The organism is Novosphingobium sp. SL115, assembly GCF_026672515.1.
Taxonomy (GTDB): domain Bacteria; phylum Pseudomonadota; class Alphaproteobacteria; order Sphingomonadales; family Sphingomonadaceae; genus Novosphingobium.
This window is the reverse complement of the sequence record NZ_JAPPRG010000002.1, coordinates 2,879,963-2,898,352: the sequence shown is the minus strand read 5'-3', so window position 1 is coordinate 2,898,352 and position 18,390 is coordinate 2,879,963. Positions and strand designations below refer to the sequence as shown.

The 18,390-nt window shown below is 62.2% G+C and carries 16 protein-coding genes and 1 tRNA gene; 4 read left to right on the top strand and 13 right to left on the bottom strand.

From position 1 onward, the window contains the following. Positions 1-63 precede the first annotated feature (63 nt). The 7 genes from OVA07_RS15500 to infA form a co-directional block, all read right to left on the bottom strand. Entirely contained in the window at positions 64-1,083 is a 1,020-nt protein-coding gene (locus tag OVA07_RS15500) for a polysaccharide deacetylase family protein (protein WP_268172407.1), read from the bottom strand. Continuing rightward, positions 1,084-2,919, bottom strand: coding sequence for a sensor histidine kinase (locus OVA07_RS15495; RefSeq protein WP_268172406.1), 1,836 nt, complete (start codon positions 2,917-2,919; stop codon positions 1,084-1,086). It abuts the gene before it with no gap. Positions 2,920-3,147: 228 nt separating this feature from the next. After that, positions 3,148-3,223: transfer RNA gene (locus OVA07_RS15490), tRNA-Phe, on the bottom strand. A gap of 110 nt (positions 3,224-3,333) precedes the next feature. Then, positions 3,334-3,498 (bottom strand): DNA gyrase inhibitor YacG, encoded by a 165-nt coding sequence (gene yacG, locus OVA07_RS15485; RefSeq protein ID WP_268172405.1) that lies wholly within the window; start codon positions 3,496-3,498, stop codon positions 3,334-3,336. Then, on the bottom strand, positions 3,495-4,493 hold the full coding sequence (locus OVA07_RS15480) for a ribonuclease E/G (protein WP_268172403.1): 999 nt from the start codon (positions 4,491-4,493) through the stop codon (positions 3,495-3,497). The genes yacG and OVA07_RS15480 overlap by 4 nt, the downstream gene beginning before the upstream one ends. Continuing rightward, a complete protein-coding gene (locus OVA07_RS15475) occupies positions 4,483-5,109 on the bottom strand; it encodes a Maf family protein (protein WP_268172402.1) in 627 nt (208 codons plus the stop codon). The genes OVA07_RS15480 and OVA07_RS15475 overlap by 11 nt, the downstream gene beginning before the upstream one ends. Continuing rightward, positions 5,109-5,354 (bottom strand): translation initiation factor IF-1, encoded by a 246-nt coding sequence (infA, locus tag OVA07_RS15470; protein ID WP_039338683.1) that lies wholly within the window; start codon positions 5,352-5,354, stop codon positions 5,109-5,111. The genes OVA07_RS15475 and infA overlap by 1 nt, the downstream gene beginning before the upstream one ends. Positions 5,355-5,650: 296 nt before the next feature. Here infA and OVA07_RS15465 point away from each other — a divergent pair, with 296 nt between their 5' ends. Next, on the top strand, positions 5,651-8,158 hold the full coding sequence (locus tag OVA07_RS15465) for a TonB-dependent receptor domain-containing protein (protein ID WP_268172398.1): 2,508 nt from the start codon (positions 5,651-5,653) through the stop codon (positions 8,156-8,158). An 11-nt stretch (positions 8,159-8,169) separates the two neighbouring features. Here the strand turns inward: OVA07_RS15465 and OVA07_RS15460 are convergent, their stop codons facing one another. Next, on the bottom strand, positions 8,170-8,550 hold the full coding sequence (locus OVA07_RS15460) for a PilZ domain-containing protein (RefSeq protein WP_268172397.1): 381 nt from the start codon (positions 8,548-8,550) through the stop codon (positions 8,170-8,172). Positions 8,551-8,756: 206 nt separating this feature from the next. Between OVA07_RS15460 and uvrC the strand changes: the two genes are divergently transcribed. From uvrC to OVA07_RS15445, 3 genes are all read left to right on the top strand, one after another. Next, positions 8,757-10,694 (top strand): excinuclease ABC subunit UvrC, encoded by a 1,938-nt coding sequence (gene uvrC / locus OVA07_RS15455; RefSeq protein WP_268172396.1) that lies wholly within the window; start codon positions 8,757-8,759, stop codon positions 10,692-10,694. 180 nt (positions 10,695-10,874) lie between these two features. Beyond that, positions 10,875-11,657, top strand: coding sequence for a hypothetical protein (locus OVA07_RS15450; protein WP_268172395.1), 783 nt, complete (start codon positions 10,875-10,877; stop codon positions 11,655-11,657). Then, positions 11,654-12,106 (top strand): hypothetical protein, encoded by a 453-nt coding sequence (locus tag OVA07_RS15445; protein ID WP_268172393.1) that lies wholly within the window; start codon positions 11,654-11,656, stop codon positions 12,104-12,106. Before OVA07_RS15450 ends, OVA07_RS15445 begins: the two co-directional genes overlap by 4 nt. Here the strand turns inward: OVA07_RS15445 and OVA07_RS15440 are convergent. The 5 genes from OVA07_RS15440 to thiL all read right to left on the bottom strand — a co-directional run bounded on the left by OVA07_RS15440 (position 12,103) and on the right by thiL (position 18,361). Further along, positions 12,103-13,002 carry an acyl-CoA thioesterase gene (locus OVA07_RS15440; protein WP_268172392.1) on the bottom strand — a complete coding sequence of 300 codons (900 nt, stop codon included), beginning with the start codon at positions 13,000-13,002 and terminating at the stop codon, positions 12,103-12,105. The genes OVA07_RS15445 and OVA07_RS15440 overlap by 4 nt on opposite strands. Positions 13,003-13,048: 46 nt before the next feature. Next, positions 13,049-13,930, bottom strand: a complete 882-nt coding sequence (locus OVA07_RS15435; RefSeq protein ID WP_268172390.1) for a transcriptional regulator — start codon at positions 13,928-13,930, stop codon at positions 13,049-13,051. After that, positions 13,927-15,096, bottom strand: coding sequence for a GNAT family N-acetyltransferase (locus OVA07_RS15430; protein ID WP_268172388.1), 1,170 nt, complete (start codon positions 15,094-15,096; stop codon positions 13,927-13,929). The genes OVA07_RS15435 and OVA07_RS15430 overlap by 4 nt, the downstream gene beginning before the upstream one ends. Positions 15,097-15,250: 154 nt before the next feature. Then, positions 15,251-17,362 (bottom strand): sodium-translocating pyrophosphatase, encoded by a 2,112-nt coding sequence (locus OVA07_RS15425; protein ID WP_268172386.1) that lies wholly within the window; start codon positions 17,360-17,362, stop codon positions 15,251-15,253. A 123-nt stretch (positions 17,363-17,485) separates the two neighbouring features. Further along, positions 17,486-18,361: a thiamine-phosphate kinase gene (thiL, locus tag OVA07_RS15420; RefSeq protein WP_268172384.1), complete on the bottom strand. Its 876-nt coding sequence runs from the start codon at positions 18,359-18,361 to the stop codon at positions 17,486-17,488. Positions 18,362-18,390: the final 29 nt, after the last annotated feature.

Below are 18,390 nucleotides of genomic sequence, written 5' to 3'. Positions count from 1 at the left end.
GTACAAGCGCGGAAAGCGATTGGCAAGCGGGTTGGACGTAATGGATTATTCTGATTTTGCCATTCAGATTTCGGCGGCAGCCATCACGTCCTTTACGCAGGCCGGTTTGACCCCGCGCTTTTGCAAGTGGTCGAATACGCCACGCCACCAGTTATAGAAGGAATCGAGATCGGTATCATTATGTACGTAAGGCGTCAGGCCGGGGTGCAGCGAGGGGCTGTGGAACGAGAAGACAAGGATGGGCAGTCCTTCTTCAAGCGCCACATCAATGCCTTTGATCGCTTCATCCATGGTCACGCCTTCCGGGGTTAGCGGAATACGTTCAAGCAGGCCAAGCCGGGCCAGTGCGCCACGAAGGCGGGGCACGCGCCACAGTGCCGGGTAGATCTTCTGGCCATAGCGGCGCAGCGGTCCCCAGAACATCGTGGTCAGCGGCATTTCCATCAACCCGCCGCGCTTGTCGATCCACCATGGGCACAGCGGATGATCGCGAAAGTTCGGGCCGCCGGTGGCGCTGTAATCAAAGCGCGACCGGACGGAGGTGTCGATGGCGATGGCGCATTCGGACAGGATTGCAGCCGTTGCGGGGCCAACGCCATAGCGACCGGCACGATAGATCATCGGGCCAACGCCGAACGCCTTTTCAATGGTGTCGCGCAGTTTGCGGAACTTGGCGCGTTCCAGATCGGGCGAGAGGTTGCCGGCAAAGCTGTTGTGGACATTGACGTCTTCGTCATGCGGTGGGCTGACCCAGGGGTGAAGTTGCACCCCCACTTCGGCGCGTCCCGCGGCAATGGCGTCGCGCAGGATTTCGGCGGCGCGCGGGTCACATGCTACAGGGTAGTCGATCAGATAGATCGGGACGATTCCGAAACCTTCGCAGAACTGCTGAAATTTGGCGAGGCGCGGCACGTGGTCAAGCCCGTGGCTGGTCCGGTCAAGCGGCTTGCTCCAGTCAAATTCCTCTTCGGTATCGACCGTGATGACAAAGCGCGTGCCGAAATCCCGTGAAAAACGAACAATATCCGCATCGTTGGGCATGCGGAGGATTTCGGGGCGCTGGTTCACTGTATCTCCGGACATTCAGCCTGCCGCCGCGCTGGAGGCCACAGGGGCAACAGTGTGGTCATCGTCGGTATGACTGTCATCGGTCTTGCAGGGAAGATCGATGCGCAGACGTGCGCCTTCGCGCCGCAGCACGCCGCCGCCTGCCATGAATTCCGCGCGGGCAAGACGCAGGGCAAAACCGTTGCCGAGCATGGAAGATGCGGTCAATCCACTGGTGCCGCCGGCATCGGGTGCAAACAGCGCGGCATCATCCAGCTTTTGCAAGGCAGCAGGAAGGGTGATGGCCAGTGAAGCCGTCCGGACGTTGTCGCAAAGTGTGGCGGCAAGTTCGATGGCAAGGCGTTCGCCCGGTGCCACACTGGCGGTGATGACCGACAGGGCGCGCCAGACCGCGCGCTCAACTTCTTCCGGCGCGAAGTTCACGATCATATCGCGGCCATTCAGCGATACAGTAAGGCGCACATTGCGCGCGGCGAATACGGGTGAAACTTGTTCCACCAGCCGCGCGACGACACCGCCAAAATCAGCCTCACCCGGATCGAGCGACAGCATGCGGCTTTCCAGCTTCACCAGACGTTCGATTTCTTCGAACCCGGCCAGCATCTGCGCTGCATCCGATGCGATGCTGGCGGCCATGGCGCGATATTGATGCGGTGTAGCACCAAACACCTGTTGCTGGATCACTTCGGCAAAACCCTGAATCGCGTTGATCGGCGTGCGCAGTTCATGCAGCAACTGGCGCAAGCGATCCGCTTCTCCCGCACTGGCAAGGGCGGTACGATCTGGTTGAACCACGGCCTGGATGCGCCGCAGCCGCAGCAGGTAGCCGGTGAACCGACCTCCATCGCGCGCAAAGCCGGGCGTGCCGTCCACTTGCCAGTCGCCAGCAACACCCGGCGCACCTTCGATCCTGATCTGGCCGCCACGAATCGGCTGGTGCATGCGGAATGCCGAAGCTGTGCCGGGATCGCAATGCACCGGACTGGCGGGGTTGGCGTTGAACAGGCGGCTGCCAGCCAACATACCGACCGGTTCGATGCTGGCTTGCGTGACAATGCCATGGGCATCTGTGCGCACGTCGATGAATGCGGGCAGGGCTGGCGGGTTGCCGTGGTCGTCAACAAACGGCAGCAGTGGGGCAACGCCTGCCCATGCAGCATTCGATGGCGCGTCAATCGCCTTTGCAGTGCCTGCCTCACGCTCATCACGACGGCGGCGGAAGGCTTCGATGCGGCGGACTATGGCACCGATGCCTTCCTCGTTCTCGGCTTGTGCCGCGAAGATGGGTTGGGCTGGGGGTTGGGCGGGAGCAGGCTGTTTGGCAACGGCCGCAGGAGTTTGCGGTGCAGGTTGCACGATTTCGATATCAGCCGCGCCTGCAAGGTCCAGCGCCGTGTCGTTTGCGTTGCCAACGGGTGGTGCTGACAGAAGGAAATCATCGACGCCAAGGCGCGACAAAAGTTCACGCACTTTTTCGGTCAGGTTGTTGCGATGCCGCACGAAACCGCGCGCCCTTACGGGCAGGCGCGGGATCAGGGCGAGCCAGTCCTCTTCTGACAGGTTTGCTGCGGCGATTGAGGCTGACGCAACGCGCGGGCTGCCATTGCCGAAATGGTAGGCCAGAACGGCGGAGCGGTGCGGAACGGCACGCAATATGGCGGCGCATTCGTCATCGGACAAAGTGGATGCCAGCAAATCGGCGCGTTCCAGCGCGGCGGCATGGCGCTGATTCCAATCGGCCAGCGGCACGGTGCCCAGCAGATCGACAATCTGCCGCAACTGCGTGCGTGCTGCCGTCTTGCCGGCCACGGTCGTACGCAGCACGGTTTCAAGGCGGTCGTCGACGATCATCACTGCTCCGCGAAAGGTGCACCCATCCAGCCGCAGCGCAACGCCACGAAGGATTTCCATACCATAACGAAAGCTAACAAATCATGGCCGACGGAAAAAGTCCGGTATCCCCCGGTCAGTTATCACGATGCGGCGCGGTTTTGAGGCTTTGTCTTACATGGCATAGCGACCACAAAGGGTGCCGACCAATTACGGTGCCGGTTGTCGGGACTTTTTGGAAGGTTCCAATGGTGCCCGGGGACGGATTCGAACCGCCGACACGCGGATTTTCAATCCGCTGCTCTACCAACTGAGCTACCCGGGCATCGCCTTGGCGGGGGTCTTTAGGAAGACCGTCTGCCGTTTGGAAGCGCGCCTATGGCGAAGGGGGACGGGCTTGGCAAGCCCCCAATGCAGGAAATTTGCAATTCGCGATCAGTCTTCGGGGTCTTCATCCACAGGTCGGCCGGGAAGGGCGTAGCCGCCATCCAGCCAGCGCACGAGATCGCGGTCGCGGCAGCGGTTGGAGCAGAACGGACTGTGGGCTTCGCTGCGCGGTTTTGCACAGATCGGGCAGCGTTTGATGGGAGCGACGGTCATAGCGGCACCGCCTGCGCGAATCCGGCGTGAAGGGCAAGCGCAGGATCGGGATGACGGCGGATGATGCGGCCAGTGCGGCGGGAAAGTTCGGCTTCCCATTCAGGCGTGAGCGCGTCGAGCGTGCGTGGATGGGCGGTGAGCAGGAGTGCGCCGGGCTCTGCCACGCGCTCAGCCGTGCGCAGCAGGGTGCGGACCGAGGCGGCGGCAGGGTGGCGGGCGAAGCGGGCGACGAGCGAGGGGCGTTCAAGCCGGGAGACGAGCTGGACGAAGCCGAAGCCGTTCATGCCGGTGCGTTCGCCGCGCCAGCCATTGGCGGCCAAGGCGGCTTCTAGAGCGGCATCGACCGCCTGCCGATCGGCGCGGTCGGGTATGGTAGGAAAGTCGATCCCGACATTGCCGCCAATGTCGAGGCGAACCAGCGCGCTGGCGATGGCCGGGACTGCGGCAAGGGAAAGCTGTGCGGGCGGGGCGAAACCGTCGATGTCGATCAGCGTCATGGCAGGCGTGGGGCAGACCAGCAAGGTGCCGCCGGAAAAGGCGATTTCGCCTGACAGCGCCTGTTCGACCAGATCTTCCCAGCCGTGGGCAGCAAAAGCATTTTCGGTGACGGGCAGGGTGCGGACGGGTGTGCCGGTGGCGGCAAGGTCTTGCGCCAGTGCAGGCGCAGGGCGGGGAGCTTCACCGGGGGCGGGGCGGGCGACGGGCAGCTTGGTGCGGCCCCTTTCGGCAATCGCGGCGCGGGTGATGCGGATGGTGTGCGTCGTGCCTTCGGTCGCGTCGCGGGGAAGTTGTTCGATCAGCGCTTCGTGGCCGCTATCGAGCCGCACGGTGCCGCGCCGGGTGCCTGCAGGGCGAGCAATAAGCTGGGCTTGTGCGACAAGGCCGGGGCGGATGGGTTCCGCCCAATCGACGCGGGCGGCAAGGATGCGGCCTTCGTGGGCAAGGATCGCGCGAGTTTCGGCGATCCCGTGTTCAATCAGCCATTCAGCGGGCATGGATTCCGGCGGCAAGCAGCAGGCGACGGGTTTCGTAAAGCGGCAGGCCGACGACGCCCGAATGGCTGCCTGAAAGCCATGCGCAGAAGCCCTCGGCACTGCCCTGAATGGCATAGCCACCTGCCTTGCCGTGCCATTCGCCGCCGACGATATAGGCCTCGATTTCTTCATCGGAGAGGCGTTTGAAGCGCAGGATGGTTTCGGACAGGGCTTCGCGCAGGGTGCCGTCAGGGGTGATGACGGCGACAGCGGAAAAGACGCGATGGCGGCGGCCCGACAGCAACGCGATGCATTGGCGGGCAGTGGCTTCGTCTTCAGCCTTGGGCAGGATGCGCGCACCGGCGCCGACCACGGTATCGCCCGCAAGGATCACGCAGCCGGGCGCAAGCGCGGCGGCGGCGCGCGCCTTTTGCGCGGCAAGGCGCACCGCGTGGTTGCGAGGGCGTTCGCCCTTGAGCGGGGATTCGTCGATATCGGTGGCGACAACGCGCGCGGGCGCAATGCCCAAACGCCCCAGCAGTTCAAGCCGACGCGGGCTGGCTGATGCCAGAACCAGATCGGGTGCGGGGGCCATGGTCAGAGGAGGCAGTGTGGAGGGCGACAGGTCGCCCGCCATCAGAAGCCGCCGGGGCCGCCGCGACCGGGCATGAAGCGATAGGTGATGCGGCCTTTGGTAAGGTCATAAGGCGTCAATTCGACCAGTACTTCGTCACCGACCAGAACGCGGATGCGGTTCTTGCGCATCTTGCCAGCGGTGTGACCGAGGATTTCGTGGTCGTTTTCAAGGCGGACGCGGAACATCGCGTTGGGCAGGAGTTCCACGACCTGGCCGCGCATCTCTAGGAGTTCTTCTTTCGCCATCGGCGGGTTCGGATGCCTTTTTACTATGCTTGTGCAGGAATGCACAGAAGGCGCGGATGATCCGCGTGTCTTCATGCTTGGGGCGGCCCATAGCGCTGAACGGCGCAAAAGGGAAGGGGCTGAGAAAATCGGTCGAACCGCCTGTGTCGTTCGTCGTTCAGCATGCTGCAATGCGACAAAATGATACCAAATGCGCGTTGTTCGGGCGGGACCGTCTGGCCATTGACCGCGTTGACAGGCGTTACAGCCTTGCGGGGCAGATAGTTGGCGCAAGTATTTTTCAGGGAATTACAACGGTGAAGACAACAACCGCGGCATCGCTGGCAGCATTGGCCATCTGTCTTGTGGCGACAAATCCGGCGCTGGCGCAGGATGTGACCGGCGGCACTGATGATGCAGTGCAGGAAATGCCACAGATGGAAGGGCGCGCGGATGCCGAGGCTGGTGATGCCGCACCAGACGAAGCCGGTATCCCTGAAGCGGGCATGCCCGAAGACGACACAGCGATTGTTGGCGAGCCGGGGCAGATTCTGGTGGTGGCGACGCGAATCAAGGGTCAGGTCGATGCCGCCCAACCGCCGGTGGCGGTGTTCGATGAAGAGGCGATTGCATCATATGGCGTGGGATCGATTCAGGAATTGCTGACCGCGATTTCGCCGCAGACGTCGTCCGGGCGTGGGCGTGGTGATGGAATGCCGGTGATTTTGTTGAACGGGATGCGCATTTCGGGTTTCCGGGAAATGCGTGGGCTGCCGCCTGAGGCGATCCGCCGGGTGGAAGTGCTGCCCGAAGAAGTGGCGCTGAAATTCGGCTATCGGCCCGACCAGCGCGTGGTGAACTTTATCCTGAAGGACAGCTTCAACAGTTACGGCAGTGAAACCGAACTGCGCCTGCCCAGTGGCGGCGGCTTTACCGAATGGGAGCAGGAATTCACGTTGGCGAAAATTACTGGCGGTAACCGCATCAACGTGACCGGGAAGCTGGAAGACGCAAGCCCGCTGACCGAAGCAGAGCGCGGCATTGTCCAGTCGGCGGCAGGAGGTGCTGCTGCGGCAGATTATCGCACGCTGATTGATGATTCCCGGTCTGCGCAGTTGAATGCCACACTGGCGCGATCGCTTGGGAATGGCGCGGGGCTGAGCCTGAACATGCTGGCTCAGCGCGACAATTCGCGCAGCCTGAACGGGCTGAACACGATTGTGCAAACCGATACGGGTGAATTGCAGGCGCTGGCAACGCGCACCCGCACCACAACGTTGCAGGGCGGCGCCGCGCTGAACAAGCCGCTGGGCGACTGGTTTCTGGCGCTGACAGCCGATGGCGGGCATGTCGAGACGAAGACTGCTATCGACAACAACGGCTATGTCGATGCCGACCGGGCATTGTCGAAAACGGATTCGCTGACCACCCTTGCGACATTGAGCGGGCGCGGATTTCGCCTGCCGGGTGGCGAAGTGGCGCTTACGGTGAAGGCAGGGTTCGATTATTCGGGAATCGAAAGCAGCGATACGCGCAGCACGACCGGCACAATCAACCTGAAGCGCGGCGATGCGCAGGCAGGGTTCAGCATTGATGTGCCGATTACCAGTCGCAAGGAAGGGTTTGGCAGCGGGATCGGGGATATTTCGATCAACGCCAATGCCGAAATTCACCGTCTTTCCGACTTTGGCACGCTGTATAACTGGGGCGGTGGGCTGACATATTCACCCACCGACAAGCTGACGTTGCAGGCAAGTTACGTTGCGGCGGACAAGGCGCCGACGCTGACGGAACTGGGCGGGCCGACCACGGTGACGCAGAATGTCTCGATCTATGATTTCACGCGCGGGGAAACCGTGCTGGCGACAGTGATAAGCGGCGGCAATCCGGATCTGGTCAAGGAACGGCAGCGTGACTGGAAATTCGGATTGAACTGGAAGTTGCCGTTTTTGAAGGATTCGACCTTTGTGGCCGAATATTTCCGCAACCGGTCGACCAATACCAGCAACAGCTTTCCGCTGTTGACCGCCGATGTCGAGGCAGCGTTTCCGGGACGGGTGGTGCGCGATGCCGACGGGCGGATCGTATCTGTTGACCAGAGCGGCGTGACCTTTGCCGAAGAGAAGGGCGCGCGGATGCGATATGGCCTGAATATTTCGGGCAATTTCGGCAAACCTGATCCCAATATGCAACGCGGCCCCTTGGCAGGAATGCGGCCTGCGGGCGCACCTCCGCCGGGTGCGGGTGGGCCGCCTGCAGCAGGTGGGGCGCCGCGTGCAGGGGCAGGTGGTCCGCCTCCCGGTGGTGGTGGCCCGCGTGGTCCCGGCGGGTTCAATTCTGACGGACGGGGGCGCTGGAACCTTTCAGTCTATCATACGGTGCGGTTCCAGCAGTCTGTGCAGATTGCGCCCGGCGGCACGGTGTTGAACCTGCTGGAGGGTGATGCGATCAGCAGCGGGGTGGCGCGCCATTCCATTGAAATGGAAGGCGGCGGCTTTTATCGCGGGTTCGGCCTGCGGGCGAGCGGCAGCTATACCGGCGGTTCGCGCATTGACGCCAGCGGTGCGCCGGGATCAACCACACTGCGCTTTGCGCCGATTGCCACGTTCGACATGCGGCTGTTTGCCGATTTGGGACGGATGACCAAACTGGTGGAAGACGTGCCGTTCTTCAAAGGCGCGCGGGTTTCGCTTGCCGTCGACAACGTGTTCAACGCCCAGCAGCGCGTGACTGATGATACAGGGGCTGTGCCGATCCGCTATCAGCCGGGCTATCTTGATCCGCGCGGGCGTGTGTTTGAACTGGAATTCCGCAAGCAGTTCTGACGGGGTATCTGTCAGGCGCGGCCCTGCACCCACGCGCGGGCTTCTTCGCGGAAGCGTTCGCGTTCGGAGTCGGCAAAGTCATCCGCGACATGGCGCAGGGCGATGACCTGCGTCATGGGCAGAGGTTCATCGAAGCTTACTCCAAAACGTCCGTGCCGCGCCCAGACCACGACGCCAAAGGCATCGATCGGGTTGCAGATGACGACAACAGAATCACCGATTCTGGGCAAGCGATCACGCGGGATGATGGCGGCACCACTGACCGAAAGATCTTCGAGGAAGCATTTCTGCGTGCCGGTGAGCAATTCGACACGCGCTGGCAGGTGCAGCCGCACGCGGGCGGCGGCGCGTTTGCCAGTGAGGGTTCCCGATGGGGGAAGGAAGTGTTTCATTTTGTGTGACTTGAATGCTTTCCCGACTGTTCATCGTTTCTGCGCCTGGCGGCGCTAAAACGATGAAAAGGACCGACCCGGGGTAATACGGATAGGCGGCGGGTCGGGTTCCGATGCGCGGTGAGTTTCAAGGTCGGTCGGGGCTGGGGAAAGCGGCGGGCCGGGCATTGCGCGGGACTGCGGAGTGACTATCTGCTGGGCACGTCATGGCCAAAAAGCCCGAAACCACACCTGATCGCGATACCGAACGGTTCCATGAAGATCGTGCGGCCATAACCGTGCGCGGGGCGGACAAGCCGGACATCGACCTTGGCGTTTCAGTGATCCGCGATACGGTGCAGACGCTGAAGCCCAAGCCCGGCGTTTACCGAATGCTGGATGCCCGTGGTGACGTGCTGTACGTGGGCAAAGCGCGTGCGTTGAAGAACCGGGTGGCGAATTATACGCAGGTGGAGCGCCTGTCGAACCGGTTGCGGCGAATGGTCAGCCAGACCCGCAGCATGACCATTATAACCACCAATTCCGAAGCTGAGGCGCTGTTGCTGGAAGCGCAGCTTATCAAGCGGTTCCGGCCGCCTTACAACGTGCTGCTGCGCGATGATAAATCGTTTCCATTCATCCTTTTGCGCGCCGATCATGCGTTTCCGCGAATTAGCAAGCATCGTGGCGCGCGCAAGGCCAAGGGCAATTATTACGGGCCGTTTGCCAGCGCGGGCAGCGTAAACACCACGATCAACGCGCTGCAGAAGCTGTTTCTGCTGCGAAGCTGCAACGATGGCTTCATGGCGCGGCGCGACCGGCCCTGCCTGCTGTATCAGATTCGGCGCTGCTCGGCTCCTTGTGTCGACCGTATTTCCGAGGCGGACTATGGCGATCTGGTGCGGCAGGCGAAGGATTTTCTTGGCGGGAAATCGGGTGCGGTGCAGCGCGAGATTGAAGCGCAAATGCACAAGGCCGCCGAAGATCTGGACTTTGAACGCGCGGCGATGATGCGCGACCGTTTGCGCGCGGCCACGTTCATTCAGGGCAGCCAGGCGATCAATGCCGAGGGCGTGGGCAATGCCGATGTCTTTGCCATGGCGACCAAGGGCGGGCAGGTGGCCGTGCAGGCGTTCTTTATTCGCGGGGGCCAGAACTGGGGGCACCGCGCATTCTTCCCCAGCCATACAGAAGGGTTGAGCGAGGAGGAGGTGCTGACCGCATTCCTTGCGCAGTTCTATGAAGAAGTGCCGCCTGCAAGATTGATCCTTGTCGACCGGGAACTGCCCGAAGCGGACCTTCTGGCCGAGGCGCTGGCCGAGGGCGCTGGCGGCAAGGTGGAAGTTTCCGTGCCGCAGCGCGGCGACCGGCGGCGGTTGATGGAACAGGCGCAGCGCAATGCCACAGAAGCGCTGGACCGGCGCATGGCTGAAAGCGGGACCAAGGCGAAGGTGATGCGTGAACTGGCCGAGTTTCTGGAACTGGCCGAAGTACCGCAGCGGATAGAGGTTTACGACAACAGCCACATTCAGGGCACCAATGCGCTGGGTGCGATGATTGTGGCGGGGCCGGAAGGCTTTGTTAAAGCGCAATATCGCAAGTGGAACATCAAGACCGCGCAGACCAATGACGACTTTGGCATGATGCGTGAAGTGATGACGCGCAGGTTTGGCAAAGTGCAGGAGGAAGACCCTGATCGCGATGGCGGGATGTGGCCCGATCTGGTGTTGATCGACGGCGGCAAGGGGCAGATGAGCGCGGTGAAAGAGGCCTTGAGCGAACTGGGCATCGAAGATGTGCCGCTGATCGCCATTGCTAAGGGGCCACACCATGGTCGCGAAGGGCGCGAGGTGTTCCACTTTCCCGATGGGCGCGAAAAGATGCTGCCAGTCAATTCGCCGGTGCTGTTCCAGTTGCAGGTGATGCGCGATGAAGTGCACCGCTATGCCATTGGTGCGCACCGCGCCAAGCGCAGCCGGGCGATTACCGCCAGCCCGCTGGACGAAATTCCCGGCATCGGTCCGGCGCGCAAGCGGGCGTTGCTGTTGCACTTCGGCACGGCAGGCAAAGTGCGCGCTGCCAGTCTGGACGATTTGCAACGCGCGCCGGGGGTAAGTGCGGCGGTGGCGCAGACGATCTATGATTTCTACCACCCGAACGGCTGAGGGTGGCTGAAGGGTGCTGTGGCGGGAATGCCATGGCGATAGGGGTGATTTGCGTTTCCGGGTCGGTAACCGTGTTTGTTTGCACAGGCTTCAGGGTCGTGGGCGCTTGCATATACGCGGGACATGGCACGCGCTGCATGGGGATGCGGTGCACGCCACACGGGACGGAGATTTGGGGACATGACGGGCAGAACCGCAATTGCGGGCGCGATCATCGCGCTATCCATCGGTTTCGCTGCACCAGCGGCAGGACAAAGTGCCAATGGGGCCAGCAACGGCGTAGGCACACCGTTTGAGCTGACATTCTGGCAATCGGTGGCGGGCAGCGATGATCCGGCGCTGTATGAGGCCTATCTGCAGCAATATCCGGCGGGCACGTTCAGCGCGTTGGCGCGGGTGAAAGTGACGAACTTGCGCAAGACGGTTGTGGAAACACCTGTGCCCGCTGCTGGGCCCGTTGTGGCCGCAGTGGTGACGGCTGTTGCGCCAGCGGCGGTGAGCGCTGCGCCGCCTGCGCCTGATGCGTCTGATGCAGCATTACTGGCGGAACTGGCCAAATCGCAGGACGTGGACGCAGGCATCGCGCAAGTGGCCGCAACGCAGGGATTCGCTTTGCCCCGCAGGCCGCTGCTGAACGATGTCGTCGATCTGCCGTTGCCCGCTGCATTCTGTTCGGCAGAGCAGCGCAATGCCTTTCATGAAGCGCGTTATAAGCCGGTGCTGGAGCAGGCGCGGGCCAACAATGCCGCAGCGGTGGCCCATATGAAAGCGCTGCAGGACCTGTATGACAGCCACCAGCTTGCGCGCGATCCTGCACCAATGAATGCGCTGGCGGCAGAAGCGCGCGATTATCAGCAGCAGGTCGCAGCCGTGACATATAGCCGTCAGGCGGCCCTGGTGCGACAGTTCGACGCGATCATGGCGGTGCCGGTAACCGCCTGTCAGGTGGTCGCTTCGAAATGAGGCGGCTGGTCATAGCGGCTGCGCTGGCAGGGCTGGTTGCAGGCAGTCCGGTGCAGGCGGAGCAATGCCTTGATCGGCAGACGCTGGCCGCCGCGCGGGTGCAGGAATTTGGCGCGATGATGATGGCGGTCAGTTTGCGCTGCAGGGCGATCGGTGTGGACATTGCCCCGGGCTATGAGGCGATGCTGGGGGCGCATCAGCGCGCGTTCGCGGCCGCTGACCGGCACTTGCGCACGTTTCATGCCGGGCAGGGCCATGCCTTTGACCGTTATACGACGCAATTGGGCAACCGCTATGGCGGTGGAGCAACCGACCCTGCCAATTGCCGCCGGTTCGAACATGTTGCCAGTGATCTTGCCGCAAAACCCGATGCGGCCTCGTTGGGGCGGGTTGCACTGGCCATGGTGGCACAACCGCGCCTTGGTGGGCGAGTTTGCCCGCTGCCTTAGGTCGACGTCTTTGACTTGATCGGGCGGATCAGGCCTTCCTGCGCCACGCTGGCGACCAGCCGCCCGTCGCTGGTGTAAATACGGCCCCGGTTGAAGCCGCGCGCGCGGCCAGCCCATGGGCTGTCGCAGGCGTAGAGCAGCCATTCATCGGCACGAAAATCATCATGGAACCAGATGGCGTGGTCCAGACTGGCGCCCATCATGTTGCCTTTGGCCCAGCTTATGTCGTGCGGCAGGGTTGATGTCCCCAGCAGAGTCATGTCGCTGGCATAGGCCAGCACCGCGCGGTGAATGCGCGGATCATCAGGCAGGGCTGCGACCGAACGGAACCAGGTGTGGGCCAGTGGCGGCTGCGGCCCGCCACCCATCCAGTGCCGCAATTCCAGCGGGCGCAATTCGATGGGTCGAGGTTGCAGCATCTGCTGTCGCTGCTTTTCTGGCACCTGATCGGCATGACGGAGGCGCAGTTCGGCTTCGCTTGCAAGATCGTCCGGCCCGGCCACCTGTGGCATGGGTTCAGCGTGATAGACGCCATCTTCGCGTTTGTGGAACGATGCCACCATGTTGAGGATGGGTTTGCCCAACTGGCTGGCGACGACGCGGCGGTTGGAAAAGCTGCCGCCATCAAGATCGCGTTCAACCTTGAGATCAATTTCATGGTCTTCGTTGCCGCCGCGCAGGAAGTAGGCGTGGAGCGAATGGACTGGCCGATCATCGGCCACGGTGCGTTCGGCGCTGGCCAATGCTTGCCCGATGACCTGACCGCCAAATACGCGGCCCACGCCGCCAATCTTGCGGCGGCCTTCGAAACGGTCACCGCCGTGGTCCTTTACGTCGAGCAGTTCGAGCAGGCGGTCGACGAGTTCGTGCGGAGTCGGGTTGTCATTGTCGGTCATCGATTTTCGATGGACCGAGTTGCCGTTTACGTCAACGGGATGATGTCTATCTCAGGCCCCGCGCTTTGGCATAAATGCGCCAGCACAGCGCTTTGGCGCGGTTGGTGGCAGGCCAGCGTCCGGTGGCGCGAGGATTAAGGCCCAGCTTGCGCAACAGCCCGTTGAAGGCACGGGCATCGGCTTCGGCAAAGCTCCATTCCGAGCGCCATGTAATCGACAGGGAAACAGAAGGGGAGGGGCCGTTGTTGACGAAATGCGGCGACATGACCGGCACATAAAGCGCCTCGCCCGGTTGGAGCGACCATTTCTTGCCGCCATGCAGCAGTTCATCACGCCAGAACAGTTCGCGCCCGCCGCCGGTGTGATAGGTTTCGTGGGTCTGATCGGGAGCATAGCGGGCGTCGCCTGCCGGGAACATGGTCATCACCTTGCTGCCCATCAATTGCAGCAGGATGTTGTGTTCCGGATCAAAATGATAAGGGGTGACGCCGTTGGGGCTGGTGATGAATACGAAGCCTTGCGGTTTGAGCATCGCCCCGGTGCGGGCCTCGATGGTGGGGCGCAGTTCTTCGAGCAAGGCATTCAGCAGGTCGGCATAGGCCGGGATCTGTTCGATGTTCTTGAGCGCGGCCCAACTGCCGGACGAAGCGATGGTGCGAATGGTTTCGCCAATGCCGATGCCGTTGCCGGGGGCCTTTTCCCCATTCAAGCCGATGGGCAGGTCTGCCCGGTTGTATTCGACCGAACGGTCAGGCAGCGTTTCCCCCAGCACCGCCAGCGCATCAAGCTGCATCAGCGGGTGATCGCGAAGTCGGTGAACCAGCTTGTGCGGACCTTCGGGATAGGCGACGGCAAATGCCGAGCGCGAGGTTTCATCGAAGGTGTCGACCGGGTTGATCTGGCTGAAAGCGTTGGACTGATGGTTCATCGCGTGATTCCGGTGGGGTTTCGTCCCAGTTCGAGGGCGAGGAGTTGTTTGAAGAGCGTGCGGCGGATCAGGCCGCCGATCGCAACAGAAATGCGGCCAACGGCGCGTCGTTCGGTCCACAAGCTGTCGATCATGGGATGGTCTGGCGCGGCACAACTGTCACACCACGACACACCTTCACGCTGTAACAATGCCAGATTCTCGCGCTGGAGGAGAACCCCCGGCGAGAAACGGGCAAAGGATTCGTCAAAGGCGGTCTTGTAGGAAAAGCTGCCAGGGGCAGTGATGAAGGTCACAAGCATGGCAATGGGGTGGCCATCAAGAGTAAGTGCCAGCCGTTCCAGTTTGCCAAGGCGTGCTGCTTCGCCCAGCGCGTTACGGAACAGCGTTGCGGTTTCATCTGCGCTGGCCATGGCGCTGCCAGCGCGCCCTTTCCATCCGCTGCGTTCCAATGCGAGGAAGGCTTCGGTCCATTCGGCGAGATCGGACGCATCGTGGCGACGATCAACCGCCAGTTGGCCCTGTTCGGTCAGACGGGCGTGTTGGCGGCGCAGTTCCTTACGCTTTTTGCCCGGCAATGCGGCTTCAAGATATTGGTCGGGCGAAAGGGACGATTGCAGCAACGCGCGCTCTTCACGCATGACAAGGCCTGCAGTGCGACCGGTGGCGCTGCACAAATCGAACAGGATGCGGGTAAGCGGCTGGTCCAGCGGCATGGCTGGCAAATGCAGGAACAGGCTCTGACCCACCGAAGGGGCAGCATCTGCCCAGTCGAGCAACGCTTGCCAGAACATCGCTTCATAACCGTTGCGAACGAGCGGCGCGCCAAGGAAAGCGTTAGCATGAAGCCACGCGGACAGTTGAGGGAAGGGCCAGCGGCCATAGCGGCGCGAAGGTTTCAGAGGCATCAGGCCAATCAGATCGCCACCGATTTCCACCGATACGATCTGCACGTCCCCAGCCTGATCGAATGCAGCAAGCGAAGGCAACAGATACCACGGTTCGAAGAAGGGATTGGGCGTGGATGCGCCTTCTGCGAGCTTTTGCCACTGGTCGCGCAGCGCAGGTTCTGCCCATTTGCGCCATGGCTGGGCGTGTGCCTGCGCCGTGATGCGCGGTCCATCCGGCATTTTCGCCGAGGCCATGGTGAATGTTGGCGCGTTCAACGTGTTTGTCTCCACGCTTTCGCTTAAGGCCAAGGCCCGAAGATGTGGTTAACGACCTACCCGTTTTGGGTGATTGAAAAGAAAAGAAAAAACCCCGCCCGGATTGCACCGGACGGGGTTCCTTCTCCCCAACGCGCGGTTGGTCCCGGTGGTGTTATCCCACCGCGTGACCAGCCAGCGCCGCGAGCAGCAGCAGCGCGACGATGTTGGTGATCTTAATCATCGGATTGACGGCAGGACCGGCAGTGTCCTTGTAAGGATCGCCCACGGTATCGCCGGTAACGGCAGCCTTGTGGGCGTCGGAACCCTTGCCGCCGTGGTGGCCGTCTTCGATATACTTCTTGGCATTATCCCATGCGCCGCCGCCGGATGTCATGGACAGGGCAACGAACAGGCCGCCGACGATCACGCCCAGAAGCAGCGCGCCAAGTGCGGCAAAGCCGTTGGCAGGGCCTGCAACCGCAGCGATCACGAAATAGACTGCAATCGGGGCAAGCACCGGCAGCAGCGACGGCACGATCATTTCCTTGATTGCCGCCTTGGTCACGAGATCGACCGTGCGGGCATAATCGGGCTTGGACGTGCCTGCCATGATGCCCGGATTTTCACGGAACTGATCGCGCACATCAACCACCACGTCACCGGCAGCGCGGCCCACGGCGGTCATCCCCATTGCGCCGAACAGATAGGGAAGAAGCGCCCCCAACAGCAGGCCGACGATGACATAAGGGTTTTCAAGGCTGAAGTTGACCTCAAGCGTCGGGAAGAATTCCCGAAGATCAGTCGTATAGGCAGCGAACAACACCAGCGCGGCAAGACCTGCCGAACCGATGGCATAGCCTTTGGTCACGGCCTTGGTGGTGTTGCCCACGGCATCGAGTGCGTCGGTCTTTTCACGGACCGAATCGTCAAGGCCTGCCATTTCGGCAATGCCACCGGCGTTGTCGGTAACCGGGCCATAGGCGTCTAACGCCACGACCATGCCGGCAAGGGCCAGCATCGATGTTGCGGCATAGGCAATGCCGATCAGCCCGGCGAGCTGGTGGGCGATGACGATACCCGCGCAGATGACCAGCGTGGGTAGCGCGGTTGCTTCAAGGCTGATGGCAAGGCCCTGAATGACGTTGGTGCCGTGGCCGGTGACCGACGCCTGAGCGATGGATTTTACCGGACGATAGTTGGTGCCGGTGTAGTATTCAGTAATCCAGATGATGAGGCCGGTGATGGCAAGGCCAAGCAGCGCGCAATAGAACAGGGTGCGCCCGGTAAAGCCCGCTTCACCGATGCCGGTTTCCATACCGCCCAAGGCGTAGGAAATGGCCCACCAGATGGCTGGAATCGACAGGACAGCGGTGACAAGGAAGCCCTTGTACATTGCGCCCATGATGTTGTTCGATTTGCCCAGCTTGACGAAATAGGTGCCGATGATCGAGGTGACGATGCACACCCCGCCGATCAGCAAAGGCAGGCTCATCAACGGCATGAGCATATCGCCCACGCCCTTCAGCAGCAACGCGGTAAGAACCATGGTGGCGCCTACGGTGACGACATAGGTTTCGAACAGGTCGGCGGCCATGCCGGCGCAGTCGCCCACATTGTCGCCCACGTTATCAGCGATAACGGCAGGGTTACGCGGATCGTCTTCGGGGATGCCTGCTTCGACCTTGCCGACAAGATCGGCACCGACGTCTGCCGCTTTGGTGAAGATGCCGCCGCCAAGGCGCGCGAAGATCGACACCAGCGAAGCGCCCAGCGCCAGCGTGGTAAGCGCCGTAACGACGATCCGATCATCCGGGGCAAGGCCATGGCCGAAGCCGCCGGTGCTGGTCAGGTGCCAGAAGAAGCCTGCGATGGCGAGAAGCGCAAGGCCCGCTACCAGCATACCGGTGATCGCGCCGGCGCGGAACGCCAGCGTGAGGCCTTGTTGCAGCCCGCTTTGCGCGGCGGCGGCTGTGCGCACGTTCGCGCGTACCGACACATTCATGCCGATGAAGCCCGCCACGCCCGAAAGCACCGCGCCTATCACGAAGCCCACTGCGGCGATCACGCCGAGCGTTGCCGCGACGATTACGGCCACGACCACGCCGACGATGGCGATCGCGGTATATTGGCGCTTCAGATAGGCCTGTGCGCCTTCCTGAATGGCGGCGGCAATTTCCTGCATTTTTGCATTGCCTGCCGGTGCGCCGAGCACCTGGCGGCTGGTTACAAAGCCGTAAACCACGGCAAGCAACCCTAGTATTATCGATAAGACAACTAGGTTCACGTTGGCATCCCCCTTATTACCGGTGCCACGAATGGCCCGTCCCCCGTCGTTTGCGGGTAGAACAGGAGGCTATAGGTTTATTTGGCTCCGGCAAGCCCTTCCATGACGTGGATCAAGGGGTTTTTAATCGTGCGTATAACCCAGCTTTCCATGCGGCACTGCACCATCGACGATAACAGGTGATGGTGTTGCGCGAAGGGTGGTTCCGATCTGGAAGGCGGCGATTGGCGGCGCGATTCCTGCGGGCAGGGTGAACAGCAGTTCGTAATCGTCACCCCAGCGCATGGCTTCATCATGCCGGTGGGCGGGCAGCGCTGGGGGCAAGGGCACAGCGCTACTGTCGATGGCAAGGGTCATGCCGCTGGCACGGGCCATACGCGCGGCATCGATCAGCAGGCCGTCTGACACATCCATCATGGCAGTGGCGAGCGGAGCCAGTGCGCGGCCTTCGGCAAGGCGCGGGATTGGGCGGCGGAAGGCAGTGCTGTCTTGCCCAGTGTTATCCCGCAGGGCCTCGAACCCCAGCATGGCGGCGCCGACGGGGCCGGTGATCCACAGCCCATCGCCAGCCGATGCGCCTGATCGCGAAGGGGTGGGGTGGTGCGTGGCCCGGCCCAGCGCGGTCAGGCCAAGGCTGCGCGGGCCATTGGCGCTGACGGTATCGCCGCCCAGCAAGGGCACATCGAATGCGGTGAGGGCTTCTGACAGCCCGGCAATGAATCTTTCATCGCCCTGGCCCAGCGTGAAGCCCAGCAGCACGCCGACCGGCTGTGCGCCCTTTGCGGCAAGATCCGACAGGTTGGTGGCGACAAGTTTCCAGGCCACATCAGCCATGTCCTGTCCCGGCAGCCAATGGACGCCTTCGACCATCATGTCATGCGTCAGCACCAGCACTTCACCGCCGAAGTCCAGCACCGCGCAATCATCGGCAAGCCCGCGCGCAGCGGGATGGTTGGCCAATACGCGCATGGCGTCGATCAGGGCGGATTCCTTGCTCATGGGCTTGGTCTATGCGGTCTGTGCGGTCT